Annotated in this window: 17 protein-coding genes; all 17 read left to right on the top strand. The window is 27.1% G+C overall.

Annotated features, from left to right (window positions below; all coding sequences use genetic code 11):
- Positions 1-11: 11 nt before the first annotated feature.
- The 17 genes from ACNI3D_RS13455 to ACNI3D_RS13375 all read left to right on the top strand — a co-directional run bounded on the left by ACNI3D_RS13455 (position 12) and on the right by ACNI3D_RS13375 (position 17,032).
- The gene (locus ACNI3D_RS13455) at positions 12-1,154 is read left to right on the top strand and encodes an N-acetyl sugar amidotransferase (protein ID WP_419767368.1); all 1,143 of its coding nucleotides are present in this window, start codon (positions 12-14) and stop codon (positions 1,152-1,154) included.
- Positions 1,151-1,762: an imidazole glycerol phosphate synthase subunit HisH gene (hisH, locus tag ACNI3D_RS13450; RefSeq protein ID WP_419767367.1), complete on the top strand. Its 612-nt coding sequence runs from the start codon at positions 1,151-1,153 to the stop codon at positions 1,760-1,762. Before ACNI3D_RS13455 ends, hisH begins: the two co-directional genes overlap by 4 nt.
- Entirely contained in the window at positions 1,763-2,533 is a 771-nt protein-coding gene (locus ACNI3D_RS13445) for a HisA/HisF-related TIM barrel protein (protein ID WP_419767366.1), read from the top strand.
- A gap of 19 nt (positions 2,534-2,552) precedes the next feature.
- On the top strand, positions 2,553-4,331 hold the full coding sequence (locus tag ACNI3D_RS13440) for a carbamoyltransferase C-terminal domain-containing protein (RefSeq protein WP_419767365.1): 1,779 nt from the start codon (positions 2,553-2,555) through the stop codon (positions 4,329-4,331).
- Positions 4,332-4,357: 26 nt separating this feature from the next.
- Positions 4,358-5,842: a lipopolysaccharide biosynthesis protein gene (locus ACNI3D_RS13435; RefSeq protein WP_419767364.1), complete on the top strand. Its 1,485-nt coding sequence runs from the start codon at positions 4,358-4,360 to the stop codon at positions 5,840-5,842.
- 181 nt (positions 5,843-6,023) lie between these two features.
- A complete protein-coding gene (gene rfbA, locus ACNI3D_RS13430; RefSeq protein WP_419767363.1) occupies positions 6,024-6,917 on the top strand; it encodes a glucose-1-phosphate thymidylyltransferase RfbA in 894 nt (297 codons plus the stop codon).
- Complete coding sequence (gene rfbC, locus ACNI3D_RS13425) at positions 6,907-7,482, top strand: dTDP-4-dehydrorhamnose 3,5-epimerase (protein ID WP_419767362.1); 576 nt, start codon at positions 6,907-6,909, stop codon at positions 7,480-7,482. Before rfbA ends, rfbC begins: the two co-directional genes overlap by 11 nt.
- A 126-nt stretch (positions 7,483-7,608) precedes the next feature.
- Positions 7,609-8,634, top strand: coding sequence for a dTDP-glucose 4,6-dehydratase (rfbB, locus tag ACNI3D_RS13420; protein ID WP_419767361.1), 1,026 nt, complete (start codon positions 7,609-7,611; stop codon positions 8,632-8,634).
- Between the two features lie 109 nt (positions 8,635-8,743).
- The gene (locus ACNI3D_RS13415) at positions 8,744-9,493 is read left to right on the top strand and encodes an NAD-dependent epimerase/dehydratase family protein (RefSeq protein WP_419767360.1); all 750 of its coding nucleotides are present in this window, start codon (positions 8,744-8,746) and stop codon (positions 9,491-9,493) included.
- A complete protein-coding gene (locus ACNI3D_RS13410) occupies positions 9,483-11,303 on the top strand; it encodes a hypothetical protein (protein WP_419767359.1) in 1,821 nt (606 codons plus the stop codon). The genes ACNI3D_RS13415 and ACNI3D_RS13410 overlap by 11 nt, the downstream gene beginning before the upstream one ends.
- Positions 11,304-11,305: 2 nt before the next feature.
- A complete protein-coding gene (locus tag ACNI3D_RS13405) occupies positions 11,306-11,968 on the top strand; it encodes a CatB-related O-acetyltransferase (RefSeq protein WP_419767358.1) in 663 nt (220 codons plus the stop codon).
- Positions 11,961-12,551 (top strand): acyltransferase, encoded by a 591-nt coding sequence (locus ACNI3D_RS13400; RefSeq protein ID WP_419767357.1) that lies wholly within the window; start codon positions 11,961-11,963, stop codon positions 12,549-12,551. Before ACNI3D_RS13405 ends, ACNI3D_RS13400 begins: the two co-directional genes overlap by 8 nt.
- The gene (locus tag ACNI3D_RS13395; protein ID WP_419767356.1) at positions 12,538-13,524 is read left to right on the top strand and encodes a WaaS/CpsH family glycosyltransferase; all 987 of its coding nucleotides are present in this window, start codon (positions 12,538-12,540) and stop codon (positions 13,522-13,524) included. Before ACNI3D_RS13400 ends, ACNI3D_RS13395 begins: the two co-directional genes overlap by 14 nt.
- Positions 13,517-14,314, top strand: coding sequence for a class I SAM-dependent methyltransferase (locus tag ACNI3D_RS13390; RefSeq protein WP_419767355.1), 798 nt, complete (start codon positions 13,517-13,519; stop codon positions 14,312-14,314). The genes ACNI3D_RS13395 and ACNI3D_RS13390 overlap by 8 nt, the downstream gene beginning before the upstream one ends.
- 19 nt (positions 14,315-14,333) lie before the next feature.
- Positions 14,334-15,200, top strand: coding sequence for an NAD-dependent epimerase/dehydratase family protein (locus ACNI3D_RS13385; protein ID WP_419767354.1), 867 nt, complete (start codon positions 14,334-14,336; stop codon positions 15,198-15,200).
- Positions 15,191-15,964 carry a glycosyltransferase family 2 protein gene (locus ACNI3D_RS13380; protein WP_419767353.1) on the top strand — a complete coding sequence of 258 codons (774 nt, stop codon included), beginning with the start codon at positions 15,191-15,193 and terminating at the stop codon, positions 15,962-15,964. The genes ACNI3D_RS13385 and ACNI3D_RS13380 overlap by 10 nt, the downstream gene beginning before the upstream one ends.
- Positions 15,965-16,201: 237 nt before the next feature.
- The gene (locus tag ACNI3D_RS13375; RefSeq protein ID WP_419767352.1) at positions 16,202-17,032 is read left to right on the top strand and encodes an NAD-dependent epimerase/dehydratase family protein; all 831 of its coding nucleotides are present in this window, start codon (positions 16,202-16,204) and stop codon (positions 17,030-17,032) included.
- Position 17,033 lies beyond the last annotated feature (1 nt).

The raw sequence follows: 17,033 nt of genomic DNA, 5'->3' as shown, positions 1-17,033 counted from the left end.
AAAATAAAAGTATGAGTGAAAAAATATTTTGGTGTAAAAATTGTTTAAATATGTCGACAAGACCAAGAATAGATTTTGATAATAGAGGGTGGTGTAATGCATGTCAATGGATGGAAGAGAAAAAAAAGATTGATTGGGAGACAAGACAAAAAGAATTAATATCTTTGTTAGATAAAAATCGTTCTAAAAATGGTGATTTCGATTGTATAGTACCTGTTAGTGGGGGGAAAGATGGTTCTTATGTTGCATATACTCTTAAGCATAAGTATGGAATGAATCCTTTAGCTATAACTGTTAGACCAGCTTTAGCTTTAGAAATAGGTGATCAGAATTTATATAATTTTATCCATTCAGGTTTTAATCATATTCATATTTCTTGCAATCCTAAAGTATTAGATAGGCTTAATAAGTATGGTTTTATAGAAAAAGGTTTTCCGTATTATGGATGGTTGATAGCTATAATGACTGCTGTAATAAAGACAGCTGCTAATTTTAAAATACCATTAATATTTTATGGAGAAGATGGTGAGATAGAATATGGTGGTTCAACAGAGAGTAAAAATAAAGCACTTTACAATATAGAATATATGAAAAGAGTATACTTAGAGGGTGGACATGAAAAAGTATTTGAGAGAATCAAAGCTGATGGAGATATAAGTGATGCTGATTTAGCTTTTTTTCAATTCCCAACAGAAGATAAAATTTCAGAAGTAGGATTATCATTTACTCATTGGTCATACTTTGAAGCATGGGATTCATATAGAAACTATGTCGTAGCAAAAGAGCATTGTGGATTGATAGAGAAAGATGATGGTAATCATGATACATTTACTAATTTTGCTCAAAATGATCAAGCACTTTATGCATTACATGCTTATTTAATGTATTTAAAATTTGGATTTGGCAGAGCAACTCAAGATGCCGGTATTGAAATCAGAAGAGGTTCTATGACAAGAGAACAAGCATTAAATCTTGTACAGATGTATGATAATGCCTATCCTTATGAATTAATAGATACCTATTTAGAATATTATAAAATGACAAAAGATGAATTTGATACTGTACTTGATAATTATGCAAATAGAGATTTATTTGAAAAAGTTGATGGTATTTGGCAACCTAAATTTACAGTTGGAGAAGAATTTAGTATATGAAATTAGTTATTGTTGATTATGGAATGGGAAATATCAAATCTGTTAGCAGTGCATTTAAATATTTAGGGCTAAATCAAATAGTGATTTCAAATAAATATGAAGATATTAAATCTGCAGATAAATTACTTTTACCCGGAGTGGGTTCTTTTGTAAAAGCAATGAATCAAATTAACAAAATGGAACTACATAAAATATTAGGTGAAGTTGTATTAGATGATAAAAAGCCAATTCTTGGAATTTGCCTTGGTATGCAGTTACTTTGTAAGAGTAGTGAAGAAGATGGTGGAGCAATTGGTCTTGAATATATAGATGCAGAATGTAAAAAATTTAGTATTGAAAATCTGAAAGTACCTCATGTTGGATTTAATCAAGTACAGATTAATACAAATGCTAAAATTTATGAAGGTTTTCATGCAATTAATGATTTTTATTTTACTCACAGTTATAAATTACAAAGTAATAATGACATAAATCAGTCGATTTGTCATTATGGTGAAGAGTTTATAGCTTCGTATGAAAAAGACAATATTGTAGGAACACAATTTCATCCAGAACTCAGTCAAAACAATGGACTTAAATTGCTTAAAAATTTTATTGAGAAGTTTTAAATGCTTAGAAAAAGAATAATATTTACACTCATATATGGAAATGGTAAATTTAACCAAAGTAGAAATTTTAGACTTCAAAAAGTTGGTGATATAAATTGGCTAGAAAGAAATTATAAATTTAAAGAGATAGCTTTTTGTCTTGATGAACTCATAGTACTCAATGCTTCTAAAAATGAAAAAAATTTAGAAGAATTTGCACAAGTATTAGAAAAACTTGTAGATGATGTATTTATACCAATAGCAGCAGGTGGTGGTATTAGAAGTCTTGAAGATGCAAAGTTATTGTTTAATAGTGGCGCTGATAAGCTTGTATTAAACTCTATACTTTACTCTGCCCCGCAAATTGTAAAAGAAATTATAAAACAATATGGATCTCAAAGTGTAATTGCAAGTATTGATTATAAAATAAAGGATAATGATCTAGCAGTTTTTATATCAGATGGTATGCAAAAGTTAGATATGTCACTTAATGAGTATATAATTTATGTCGAAGAACTAGGCATTGGAGAGATATATTTTAATTCTATAGAGAAAGATGGTACAGGCTTTGGATATGATTTTGAAACGATTGATAAAATATCTCAAAATGTAAAAGTACCACTTATTATAGCAGGTGGAGCTGGCAATGAAAATCATTTACTAGAGGGGTTAAAAAGAGAAAAAATTGATGCTGTGGCAACTGCAAATCTTTTTAATTTTATAGGTAATGGCTTACCAAATGCAAGACAAAAGATTTTAGAAGAAAATTTAAATATAGCAAATTGGAATTAAATTTAACAAAGGATGAATGATGATAATAATAGGTATATATGATGACCATAATGCATCTGCTGCATTATCAATTAATGGTGAAGTAGTTTGTGCTATTCAAGAAGAAAGATTTACTAAACGAAAAAATGAAAAAGGCTTCCCTAAAAATTGTGTCGAATATATAATGAAGCGATATGATTTATCAAATGAGAATATTGATATTGTTGCAATGTCTACTATTGCCAGAGATGATTTGAATAATTTAAATTATCCAATTGATGCAGTTTTTGATATAGATGATTATATTGATATGATGGAGGATTATTGGAAACCAAAATTAGCTGGAGAAAATTATCCAAAAGATTATGCAAAACAAATTTTTGAAAAAAAATTTAAGGGTGAAAAAAGTTTTTATACTATTCCTAATGAGTTTTATAATTTAGACCTAGAAGAATTACAAAGTAAAGTTACTGAAGTTGTAGTCAATGATATAGCAAATTTTATGCAAATTGATAAAGAAAAAATAAAATTTTATGATCACCATACTTGTCATGCAATGTATGGATATTTTGCGAATCCAAATAAAAAAGATAAAACCATTGCAATAACAGTAGATGCATATGGTGATGGCAAAAACCAAACAGTATGGAAAATAGAAAATGATAAATTTGAGTTAGTAACAGATAGCAATCAATGTGAAATTGCAAGACTTTATCGAATGGTGACGTTGTATCTTAGAATGAAACCTCTTGAACATGAATTTAAAGTAATGGGTTTAGCACCTTATGCTAAAGAAAAATATTCAAAAAAAGTTGCCGATATTTTTGATGAATTATTACAATTTGATGGTTTAAAAATAGTGCATAAAAATAGACCTGCTAATTTGTATGAGTTTTTAAATGAAAAATTAAAATATCATAGATTTGATAATATTGCTGGAGGAGTCCAGCTTTATACTGAGAAAATTTTAAATGAATTATTTTTAAGAGCATTTAAAGAGATAGGATTTAAGAACTTTGTATTTAGTGGTGGGGTCGCTATGAATGTTAAAGCGAATAAAGCATTGGGTGATTTAGATTTTGTTGATGATATTTTTGTTGCTGGTTCTTCTTCCGATGAGTCTCAAAGTATTGGAGCATGTTATTTTGCTAATTATGAAAACAATGTAAAGAATAAGCCTTTATATAATTTAAATTTAGGTACTGAAAATATTGTCAATGAAGTAGATGAATATCTCCAAAAAAATAATTTGGACAAAAAATATAATATACTTAAAGCAGACAATAAATATATTGCAAAACTTTTATCTGAAGGTGAAGTTGTTGCTAGAGTATGTGGAAGAATGGAATTTGGTTCAAGAGCATTAGGCAATCGAAGTATATTGGCAAATCCTTCTAACCCAAATATTATTCAACATATTAATGAACTTATAAAAGGAAGAGATTTTTGGATGCCTTTTGCTGCAACTGTTCTTGATACATATGTGGATAAATATTTAGTTAATCCAAAAGGTTTTGAATCACGATATATGGCTGTTGCAATGGATACAAAAAAAGAGTTTTTAAATGATATAAAAGCAGGTACTCATCCCTATGATGAAACCATAAGACCTCAAATTTTAACGAAAGAACAAAATGAAGAGTATTATGATTTAATAGAAGAATTTTCTAAAATCACAGGTATAGGTTCATTGCTAAATACCAGTTATAACCTACATGGTTTACCTGTTGTAAATGATATTGATGATGCTATACATGTATTTGAAAATTCTGGCTTAAAGCATTTGATTTTAAATCATGTTTTGATTAGCAAAAGGTAATTTTTGCTAATTGGGATTTCTTAAGTATGGAAGATAGTTTAAAAAAAAGATATATTATTAAATTATTCTCAAATATTGTGAATGGTTTGATAAATATCATTTTAGTTGCTATTGTACCAAAAGCTTTAGGACCTATTGCTTTTGGTCAGTTTAGTTATATACAGCAATTTTTTTCTCAAATTTTAGCTTTTTTAGATGCAGGGACATCAACGGCTTTTTTTACTAAACTGTCTGCTAAAAATCAGCGAAAAGAGTTGATAAATTTTTATTTTTTCTTTTCATTGTTTTTATTGTTTTTATTGTTTTTATTTATTTATCTCCTTGATATTTTAGATTATTTATACTTTTTTTTACCAGAAATAGCAAATGAATATATATATTTAGGCTTATGGTTTGGTTTTTTGACTTGGATGATGCAAATTTTTGTTAAAATATCTGATGCTTATGCATTAACAGTTTCTGTCGAATTAATAAAAATAGTGCATAAATTATTTACACTTTTTATATTAATACTTTTGATTTATTATTTTACTTTTGATTTAAGTATATATTTTTATTTTCATCTTTTTTCTTTATTCTCTTTTCTTTTTATTCTTAGTATATTATTTTCTAAAAAAAATATTTTCCAAAAAAATATCATTACATATAAAAATTCATACAAAAATTTGATTAAGGAGTTTTATACATATTCTTCCCCCTTGTTTATTTTTAATATTATAGCTATTTCTATTGGTTTATTTGATATTTGGTTATTGCAAAAAATAAGTGGTTCAGTACAAACAGGCTTTTATGGATTGGCTTATTCAATTGCTGCTATGTGTTTTTTGTTTACTAGTGCAATGACACCTATAATTACAAGAGAATTCTCAAAATCTTATGAAAACAAAGACATAGATCAAATTCAAAAACTTTTTAAACGATATATCCCTATGTTATATTCTATAGCTGCATACTTTGGAGTATTTATAGCTTTTCAAGCGGATAATCTTCTTATGATATTTACTGATGAAAAGTTTAAAGATGCTTTATTTGTATTGGTTATTATGGCATTTTATCCTATTCATCAAACCTATGGGCAACTGAGTGGCTCATTGTTTTTTGCATTAGAAGAAACTAAGCTTTATAGAAATATAGGTATATTTTCTTCCTTTCTTGGTTTGGGTTTAACACTTTTATTTGTATATTATTTAGAGTTAGGAGCAATAGGATTTGCCTGGAAAATGGTTATTAGTCAAATTATATCTGTAAATATTCAGCTCTATTTTAATGTAAAATTTTTAAATCTTAAAATGTTTCCTTTAGTATGGCATCAAGTATACGCTATTATAATTTTGTCTTTGTTGGCGTATCTTAGTGCACGTTTTATATCTTTCGATAAAGTTATATGGGAATTCTTATTGAGTGGGTTAATTTATAGTATTGGCGTGGGTATAACAATTTTTTTGTATCCACAAATTGTTGCAGTCAGTAAAAGTGAATTAATACAAATTTTTACAAAAAAGAAAAGTTAAGAAATAATTACAATAATATATTTACAAGTAATAAGAAAGTACAATTGAACCATTCTATAATAAAGAAAATATTATAATATCGCACAGAAATTATTTAAACTTAGTTTAATTCTGTGGCGATAAAAATGTAAAACAGTGTACCTTTGAAAGCTGGTTTTATAATGTCTTTGAAGGAAAGAGAATGAAAGCAATAATTTTGGCGGGTGGTTCAGGAACAAGACTTTATCCAATCACAAAAGGTGTCTCAAAACAACTTGTGCCCATCTACGATAAACCAATGATTTATTATCCCTTGTCTGTTGTAATGTTAGCAGAAATTAAAGAAGTATTAATCATTTCAACACCAAATGATTTACCAAGATTTGAAGAACTTTTAGGCAGTGGAGAAGATTTAGGAATGAAATTCTCTTATATAGAGCAACCAAGCCCTGATGGATTGGCACAAGCATTTATTTTAGGAGAAGAGTTCTTGAATGGCGAAGATGCTTGTTTGATACTTGGTGATAATATTTTTTATGGACATGGATTAACTAAACTTCTTGCACAAAGTGTAAAAAATGTAAAAGAAGAAAATAAAGCAACAGTGTTTGGTTATTATGTAAAAGATCCAGAGAGATATGGTGTTGCAGAATTTAATGGTAATGGTGATGTTATATCAATAGAAGAAAAACCAAGTCAACCAAAATCAAATTATGCTGTTGTTGGATTGTATTTTTATCCAGCAGATGTTGTCAAAAAAGCAAAAAATGTAAAACTAAGCCATCGAGGTGAACTTGAAATTACAACTTTGAATCAAGATTATTTAAATGAGTCACGATTAAAAGTAGAATTAATGGGAAGAGGTTATGCTTGGCTTGATACGGGAACTCATGAGAGTTTATTGGAAGCGGGTCAATTTATACAAACAATAGAAAATCGACAATCATTAAAAGTTGCCTGTCTTGAAGAAATAGCTTATGAAATGGGATATATAAGTAAAGAAAAACTTTTAGAACTTGCACTTCCTTTGAGTAAAAATCAATACGGGCAATATTTAATAAGAAGAGCAAGTCAAGGTAAATTATATGGAGTTTAAAAGAAGTAATATTTTCGATGTAGTAGTAATTGAACCAAAAGTACACGGCGATAATAGAGGATATTTTGTAGAAACCTTTCGTGCTGATAAATTAGAAAAATTTTTAGACTATCAAATCAGTTTTTGCCAAGATAATGAATCTAAATCATCAAAAGGTGTTTTGAGAGGACTTCATTATCAATTACCTCCCTTTGCTCAAACAAAACTTGTACGAGTTATTCAAGGTCGAGTTTTAGATGTAGCTGTGGATATTAGAAAAAATTCTCCAACTTTTGGCCAATATACAGCGGTTGAATTAAGTGCTGAGAATAAAAAGCAAATGCTCGTGCCAAGAGGATTTGCACACGGCTTTATAGTGCTAGAAGAAGATACAATTTTTGCTTATAAAGTAGATAATTATTATAGTCCAGAGTGTGATAGAGGCATAGCATTTGATGATGAAAATTTAAATATAGATTGGATATTGAAAAAAGAAGAGTTAACTTTATCTCTTAAAGATACTAAACAACCAAAGCTCCATGAAACAGGTGATTTATTTGAATATGGCATAAATTATTATGAATAATATTTTGCTAACGGGTTCAAATTGATTTATCGATGAATTTAACTTAATATATTAATATTAAATCGTAATTAATGAATGAAAATAGAAAGATATTTTAAATATATAAAAACAAATATAGGAAATTAAATGCACAACAAAAATATATTATTGACAGGGACAGCAGGATTTATTGGTTCAAACTTTGTGCCGTACTTTTTAGATAAATATCAAGAATATAATTTAATAAACCTAGACTTATTAACTTATGCTGGAAATTTAGAAAATTTAACAGAATGTGAGAAAAGTTCAAGATATAAGTTTATTAAAGGTGATATTTGTAATAGAGAACTTGTAGAATTTATATTTTCTGAATATGATATTTCTGGTGTAATTCATTTTGCCGCTGAATCACATGTAGATAACTCTATTAAAAAACCAGGTGTATTTGTACAAACAAATGTCAATGGTACTTTTACTTTAATTGATGTGGCATATAAATATTGGATGAATAAGCCATTTGACTATAAAGAGGAATATCAGAATGCACGATTTCACCATATCTCAACTGATGAAGTCTATGGAACACTCGGTGAAACTGGATTATTTACTGAAATAACACCTTATGCTCCAAACTCTCCATACTCCGCATCAAAAGCATCCAGTGATATGCTTATCCGAGCTTATAATGAAACATATGGAATGAATACAGTAATTACAAACTGTTCAAATAACTATGGGCCAAAACAACATGATGAGAAATTAATTCCTACAATTATAAGAAATGCTTTAAAAGGAAATCCAATTCCGATATATGGAGATGGAAAGAATATCAGAGATTGGTTATATGTAATAGACCACTGTAAAGGAATTGACCTAGTCTACCATATAGGCAAAACAGGTGACGTGTATAATATTGGAGGAAGAAATGAGAAAACAAATCTTCAAATAGTTGACAAAATTTGCACAATCTTAGATAAAAAAATACCAAAAGAAACTTCATATAAAGAATTAATCACATTTGTAGAAGATAGAGCAGGACATGATAGAAGATATGCAATTGATGCAACTAAGCTAGAAAATGAGTTAGGATGGAAAGCAGATGAAAACTTTGAAACTGGAATTGTTAAAACAATTGAGTGGTATTTGGAAAAATATAAAAGCATTTTAAAGTAAAGTGAAAAGAAGGAATAACTTTCTTTTTAGTGATGATTGTGTATAATTAAGCAAGATTATGAATAAAAAATAGAAATTGTATGTAAGATTTTTTAGATAGAGGGGTAGGTTGAATTTATTAATTACAGGATCAAGAGGATTTATAGGAAAGAATTTTATTCAAAAAATCCAAAACAAAAATTTAGATGTTTTTGAGTTTAATCGGAATGAATCTTTTGACGTATTGTATAATTATTTAGATAAAGTTGATTTTATAGTACATCTTGCAGGAGAAGTAAGACCTAATAGTACTAAAGAAGAATTAGAAAGTTCAAATGTCTCTCTAACTACAAAAATAATAAATTATTTAGAATTAAACAAGAAAATAACTCCAATATTATATATTTCTTCAATTCACGCTAGGTTATTAAAAAATGAGTATGGCAAAACAAAAAGAGAATCAGAGTTATTAGTAGAACAATATTCAACAAGAAATAAATGCCAATGTTTTATTTATCGGTTACCTCATGTATTTGGGGAGGGATGTAAGGCTAATTATAATTCAGTCATAAGTACTTGGATATATAATAGCATTAATAATCTTGAATTCAATGTATTTGATAGAAATATTGAAATACAATATGTCTATGTTAAAGATATTATAGAAGAGTTTTTATTTTGTATTAGAACGCGAAAAAAATCAGAACTTTATATGAGTCCGAATATAGTATATAATACAACATTAGGAGAAGTTATCGATTTTATAAATGAATTTAAATTAAATATAGTAAATACTCATTATGAAATTAGAAATAATGATTTTAAAAAAAAGCTATTTAATACATATAAAGATTATTATAAGGTTTTAAGTGAAAGATAATCTTTTTATCTCTGATAATATATATAAAAGATTTGACAAAATTATTATTGTTGATACGTATTTTTCTTGGAATGAATTACAAGTAGAGTATAATCTGGATAAAGACGTAGTACTTACTTTAGATTTCGCACTTAAGCATCATCTTGAAAATATTGGAGGCAGTGTTTTTTATATTGACCATCTAATCAATAATCAAGTCATGGAAGAAAATAATTATCTAATTTATGATTTTTTTGAAAAGTGGCACTATAATAAAGATGGAGAAGATATATTTACTTATAATGATATTTCTTTTGGGTTTTCATTCAGGCAAGAATTTTGGAATGACTTTACTTCATATATTCGTTTTTGTATTAATTTAAACTTTTTGAAATACATGGTTTATAATAAGATATTTCTATACTCAAATAATAAATTTATTGAAGAAATATTAACAGATTTAAATATTAAGTTTTCTCAACATACTGGTATAAAAAATTTCAACGATAGTTTTTATTTTCCTATTGAAAAATGGATGGATGAAAAAGTCAGAGCTAAGGGTTTAAGAGGCTTCTTACGGAGTTTGAAACAAAGGATTTCATCCGTATTTAGTATTGTGATGATAATTTTTGATAAATTCAGAAAGAAAAAGAAAAATGTATTTATTCAAGAATATCATCCGACAAAAAAAGTTTTAACTGAGATAAATAAAAGTGATGATAAAAAAGTACTTTTAGAGAATTTTTCACAAAATAGTGATTTTGCTTCTAAATTAAAAGAGAGAACTATTCCTATTTTTGGAAATATAAAAAAATATGATGAAGTAACTCAGAGTTTTATTTGTAAACTTAATGAAGAAAAATATCATAAATTAATTTTACAAGATGGAACAGATATTTCTGAATCAATTTATAAAATAATACTGACTCGAATCACTCCCCGATTACCCTACTTTTTAAGAACCTTAGATAGCTGTATCAAATATGTTAATAACAATAGAGTTGATTTAGTAATTCTTATTGCTAATATTGGTCATACGGCTACATTGCTTGATTTGTTATGTAGAAAAAAGGGTATTCCTAGCTTTATGATTATCAATGGATTGTTGGGTCCGAAATATTCAGATGAAGCAAAACATGCAACATATATTAATGCTTACTCTCAAAGTATAAAAGATTATTACTTTGAAAATATAAATAATGTTTATGCATTAGGGGATCCAAGGATGGATGATTATGCAAAAATACAAAAAAATAATATTAATAGAGTTAATCCTACTGTTACTATTGGGGTATCGGGTTTTAATCCAATAGATTTAAATTCATATGTAGCTGTCGAGTTTGATTTTATGTATGATGTATTACACCTTTTTGAAATATTACAAAAACAAAAAGAAAATCTTCAAATAAATATAAAAGTTCGACCAAATGGATATAAGGTGCAGTATGAAAAATTTGTAAAAAAATATTTTTCTAAGTTAAACATTAATATTATTGATACTATTCCAATGGTTGAAGTTCTAAAAAAAACAGATTTTTATATTTCAATATATTCTCAAACTCTTTTTGAAGCGTCTTGTTTGGGTATACCTGTAGTGTATTATAAAAAAGACAATGAGATTTTATTTCCTCCTTTTGATGAAAAAAGTGAGCTTGTTATTGCAAAAACAATTGATGAATTAGAACTTGCTTTTAATGATTTTCAAAATAATCACAGTAGGTATAATGAATTTTTAAAGAAAGAGACTTTAGAAAAGTATATTGGTCCTTTAGATGGAAAAAATTTATATAGAAATGTAAGTTTTATCAATGAACTATTGGAGTTAAAATAAAAATGTTTAATTTTTTCAGAATACGATTAAATAGATATAAAAATAAAAAAAGATTTCCAGGTAGTCTAATTCTTAGTAATGTATATATTGACAGTAATTCAAGTATAAATAAAAATAGTAAACTTTTTCAAAATGTTACAGTAATAAATTCTATTATTGGAAATGGTACTTATTTACAATCAAACACAAATTGCTATTATTCTGATATTGGTAAATATTGTAGTATTGGAAGTAATGTTACAATTGGATTAGCTTCACACTTAACTAATACAATAAGTACAAGTCCTATTTTTTATGATTGTAGCCAATCACTGCCTTTTTTCTTAACAAAAAGAACTTTAGATAGTAAGTTATTGATACCTAAAACTGTTATTGAACACGATGTTTGGATTGGACAAGGTGCTATGATAAAAGCTGGTGTCACTATAGGCATGGGTTCTGTAATTGGTGCAGGTGCAGTTGTTGTAAAAGATGTTAAACCATATAGTATTGTAGGAGGAGTTCCTGCAAAGCATATTAAATACAGATTTGACGAAAAAGTACGTAATCTGTTGATAGATTCACAATGGTGGAAGCTGGATGAAGAAATATTAGAAGAATTAAATGAATATTTTGATAACCCACTGGAATTTACAGAAAAAGTTAAAAAGATAAACAATGACTAAATTTTTAGATAAGTTATATAAAACTTTAAAAAAAAGATGGTTTTATGCTACGAACAGTAAAAGGTTTAAAAACTTTCCAAAATCAGCAGTTTTTATTAACCCTGATATAATTGAAGGTATGCAGTATATAACAATTGGTAATAATGTAGTTTTTCAAAGTATGGCATGGATTCTTGCTTTAAAACAAGATAATGTTGAGCCCTCTTTGATTATTGATAATGGAGCAGTGATTGGAAGATTTGCGCATATAGTAGCATTAAGAAGTGTTACTATAGAAGAAAATGTTCTTATTGCAGATAAAGTGTATATATCTGATAATATTCATGCATATGAAGATGTGAGTACACCTATAATAAAACAAACAATTTTATATAAATCAGAAGTCGTAATAGGGAAAAATAGTTGGGTAGGTGAAAATGTATCTATTATTGGAGCAAAAATCGGAAAGCATTGTATTATAGGTGCAAATTCTGTTGTGACTAAAGCGATTCCTGATTATTCTGTTGCAGTAGGTAATCCTGCCAAAGTAATTAAGCAGTTTAATATGCAAACACAAAAATGGGAAAAATATGTTGAAGCATAAGAAAATTTTACTTATTTCACCTAAATTTCATCATTATCATTTAAGCATAAAAGAGGGTATTGAACAACTTGGTGCAAATGTTATTTTTATGTATGATGTTGTGAATAATAAATTTTTTAATAATATAAGACACCGAACAAAATATCCAATAAATAGAGTTTGTGATAATTTCTACCATAAGTATATGTTATCACAAATAGATGACTCTTTTGATATCGTTTTTTTAATTCGTGGTGAATTGATAGATAAAGTATTTTTAGAAAAAGTGCGAAAAAAAGCTTTAAATGCAAAATTTGTTATGTATCAATGGGATTCGTTAGCACATCATAAATATAAGGCTATAATTCCGTATTTTGATAAAGTTTATAGTTTTGATAAAAAAGATGCAAAGACCTTGAATATAGAGTATTTACCACTATTTTACACTCAAGAGTATGAAATAGTAAGAAATAGTAGTCAAGATAAAATATATGATATCGTCTTTTTGGGAACACATCATAGTGATAGACTTGATATAATAAAAAAAATTGAGTCATTGTCTAAAAAAAATAACTTGAAATTTAAACATCATTTATATACAAATGCTTTTTATAAATTTAAATTAAGATTATCTTCTAGCTTCCCAAAAGAAGATTTAAAGTATTTAAAAACTAAAACATTAACACTCAAAGATATAGTGAAAATCTATGAACAATCTAAAGCAGTTTTAGATATTGAAATGAGTAATCAAAATGGTTTAACAATACGAACGATTGAAGCTTTAGGTGCAGGCAAAAAGCTTTTAACAACAAACAAAGAAATAATAAATAGTGAAATCTATGATTCAAACTATGTACAAATAATTGATAGAGATGATATTAAAATAGATTCAGATTTTTTTAAAGATAATGGTATTGATAATACGGAAGAATTAAAAAAATACAGTTTAGAAAATTGGTTGATACAAATATTAAAGGTTGCAAATAATGAATAAAGATTGGATTTATCAACAAACATTACATAATGTTTCACAATGGGATAAAATTATGGAACATAAATATCCTGAGGTAAAAGAATGGAATAATGATGGAAATAAATATTTTATGCAAGTATGTGAAAAGTGTAATTTTCTCGATGCCGCTAAAGTAATTGATTTTGATAAATTCTTAAATGATAATAGCACAGTGATTGATTTAGGATGTGGAGGAGGCTGGCTTAGTGCGTACTTGTCTCGTTTTGAAAAAGTAAAAATTATTTTAGCTATAGATACAAGTAAGAATTATTTATACAATATATTACCTACTGTTATAAAAATTTTAAAGGGTAAATCTGAAAAAATTGTACCAGTAGAGGGATTGTTCTCACCGTTAATGCTTGAAGACAATTCTGTAGATTTGATTGTCGCGTCAGCTGCCTTTCACCATGCATTTAATTTAGAAGAATTATTTAAAGAAACATATTCTAAATTAAAAAAAGGTGGATATTTAATTGTTTTAAATGAAACTCCGATTAGTGGATATTTATATATTAAAAGAATTATAAAAGCATTTATCAAAATATTATATAAAATTTTAAAGTGTCAATATGAATCACATTCACCTAAAATATCAGTAAATGGTTTTGAATATGACCCTTATTTGGGAGATAAAAATTATCCATTTTGGTATTGGGAAAGAGCAATGAAAGAAGCAGATTTTGAACTTGTTGAAATAATTAATACAAACTTAACTACTGTGAAAAATGTAAAATCGGATAAATTAATTCATTTTGTATGTAAAAAGTAAAAAATTCAATGGAGAGAGAATGAAAAGAAAAATACTGGTAACTGGTGGAGCTGGATTTGTGGGAAGTCATTTGTGTGAAAGATTAACTCAAAATTTAAACTACGAAGTATATAGTTTAGATAACTACTTTACAGGAAGTAAAAATAATCATGTACCAAATGTGACTTATATAAAAGGAGATACATTTGATATAGCCTCTCTTGTCAATTTCGAACCTGATATGGTTTATCATCTTGGTGAATACAGTAGAGTCGAACAAAGTTTTGATGATATTGAAAAAGTTTGGAAATACAATAAAGATGGTATTTTTGCTGTACTTGAGTTTGTACGAAAAGTGGGATGTAAAATTTTATATGCTGGAAGTTCTACCAAATTTGGTGATGGAGGGCTCGGTAGAAGTGCTAGTCCTTATGCATGGACAAAAGCTTCTAATACTGAGCTAGTTGAAAATTACGGTACTTGGTTTAACGTACCTTATGCAATTACATATTTTTATAATGTATATGGACCAAAAGAGATAAGTACTGGTAAATATGCAACACTTATTGCATTATTTAAAGAAAAAATGAGAAATGGAGAACCTCTTACTATTGTCAGCCCTGGTGCACAAAAAAGAAATTTTACACATATAGATGATATTATTAATGGGCTTGTTTTAGTAGGTGAAAATGGTTACGGTGATGAGTTTGGTATAGGAAGTCCAGAAAGTTATAGTATAAAAGAGATAGCTCAAATGTTTGGTGGAAAAATAGAGATGTTACCAGAACGTAAAGGAAATCGTATGACAGCTGATGTAATGACTGAAAAAACAGAAAGTTTAGGTTGGAAACCAACAAAAAATATAAAAGATTATATTGATAATCTAAGGGTAAACAATTGGAACTAAAAAATAACAAACAACCATTAGTAACGGTTGTAATTCCCCTTTATAATGCAGAAAAGTATATAGCTAAAACAATAGACAATGTGATTAATCAAACCTATCAAAACTGGGAAATGATAGTAGTAGATGATTGTTCAACTGATATAAGTAGAAATATTGTGAAAGATTATGCAGAAAAAGATCATAGAATTAAATTAATAGAATCTGCGTCAAATTTTGGCGGACCAGCAAGACCAAGAAATATTGGTGTAGAAAATGCTAAAGGGGAATATATAGCTTTTTTGGATGCAGATGATATTTGGTTGCCTCAAAAATTAGAAAAACATTTGGAGTTTATGAAACAGAATGATTTAAATTTCTCTAGCCATGGAGCTGTCCTCATAGATGAAAAATCTGAAAAAATTAAATCAAATAATTTTTTAAAAGATTATTATAGAAAATATAAGATACACGATTTATCACAATTAATTAAAGGTAATTTTGTTTATTTATCTTCAGCAATCTTAAAAAAAGATATTTTTGAGAGATTTAATGAAGAAAAATATTGTATTGCTGTAGAAGACTATTATTTGTGGTTAAATTTATTGAATAATAAAGATGTCAAATATGCTTATTATCCTGTAAAGTTCTTAAAATACCGAATTGTAAATAGTTCAATATCCAATAGGAATATTGTTGGTAAACAAAATGCTAAAGCTATGTATTATGCTTTACGATTTATTTTAGACAATAATAAATTTGATTTGTTGAAGCATATAAAATGCTAAGTGTTGATTTGTACTAATGAATAATATACTCAGATTCGTAAATTTTAAAATAGAATCTGGTAATTTGTTAGAGTTCACAAAATATTATTGGTTAGTAATATTGTATTTATTGTATTTTAATTTTATTAATTCATTTGGATTTGATACCTTCTGTATAAATACAGCAAAGACTGTGATTATTAGCTTAATCTATTTTTTAATCATTAAATTGATAACAAAATTAATGAAAGTAAGTATATGCCAACAATAATTATAATAGGTAAACGTTCTAATTTAACGCTTAATTTATCTAAACAACTAGATAAAGCAACTGTTTTTTCATCATCTGATAAAGATAATGCTTTAAAAGTCTTTTTTAATAAAAAAATTAATTGTGAAAAAGTTAGTGTAATTTTTAATAATTTTCAAACATCTCGACAACTCTATGATAATAATAATCTTGATAAATATATTGATAACTCAATATTCTCGACTTCAAAAATATTGATGCAATTAGATAATGCAAAAGTTAATATTAAAAAAGTTATTTATACAAGCAGTAGTTCAGTTTACGGCAATAACAAATTTTGTTCAGAGACAGATGCTGTTATGCCAATGAGTTTACAAGCTGCTTTAAAAGTTGCTAATGAAGAGTTAATTAAAAGATTTTGTGATGCAAGGGATATTGATTATACAGTTGCTAGAATATTCAATATGTACGGTGGCGAAGATGAATTTTCTGTAATTAGTAAAATAAAAAATGCTCATATAAACAATCAATCATTAAATATTATCAATGAAGGAGTTGCTGTTCGTGATTATATTCATATCAATGATGTGGTTAATGTATACTTGAAACTTTTGGAAATTGAAACTTTACCAAAAACTCTAAATATTGCCAGTGGTAATGGTAAAAGAGTACATGATATTTTAAATCATTTAAAATTAAAAGGTATTCAAATTCAAACAGTAAATACCAAAAGAGATGAACTTAAAGCATCTATTGCTAATACAGACTTATTGAATACTTTTGTAAATACAACAAACTTTATTCAAGTTGAAGATTTTTTATTGAAGGAATTGCAGTAGT

This window comes from Arcobacter siniprincipis (SeqCode), from assembly GCF_048571125.1.
GTDB classification, from domain to species: Bacteria; Campylobacterota; Campylobacteria; order Campylobacterales; family Arcobacteraceae; genus Arcobacter; species Arcobacter siniprincipis.
The sequence above is the reverse complement of the archived record's forward strand: the minus strand, read 5'-3'. Positions and strand labels throughout refer to the sequence as shown.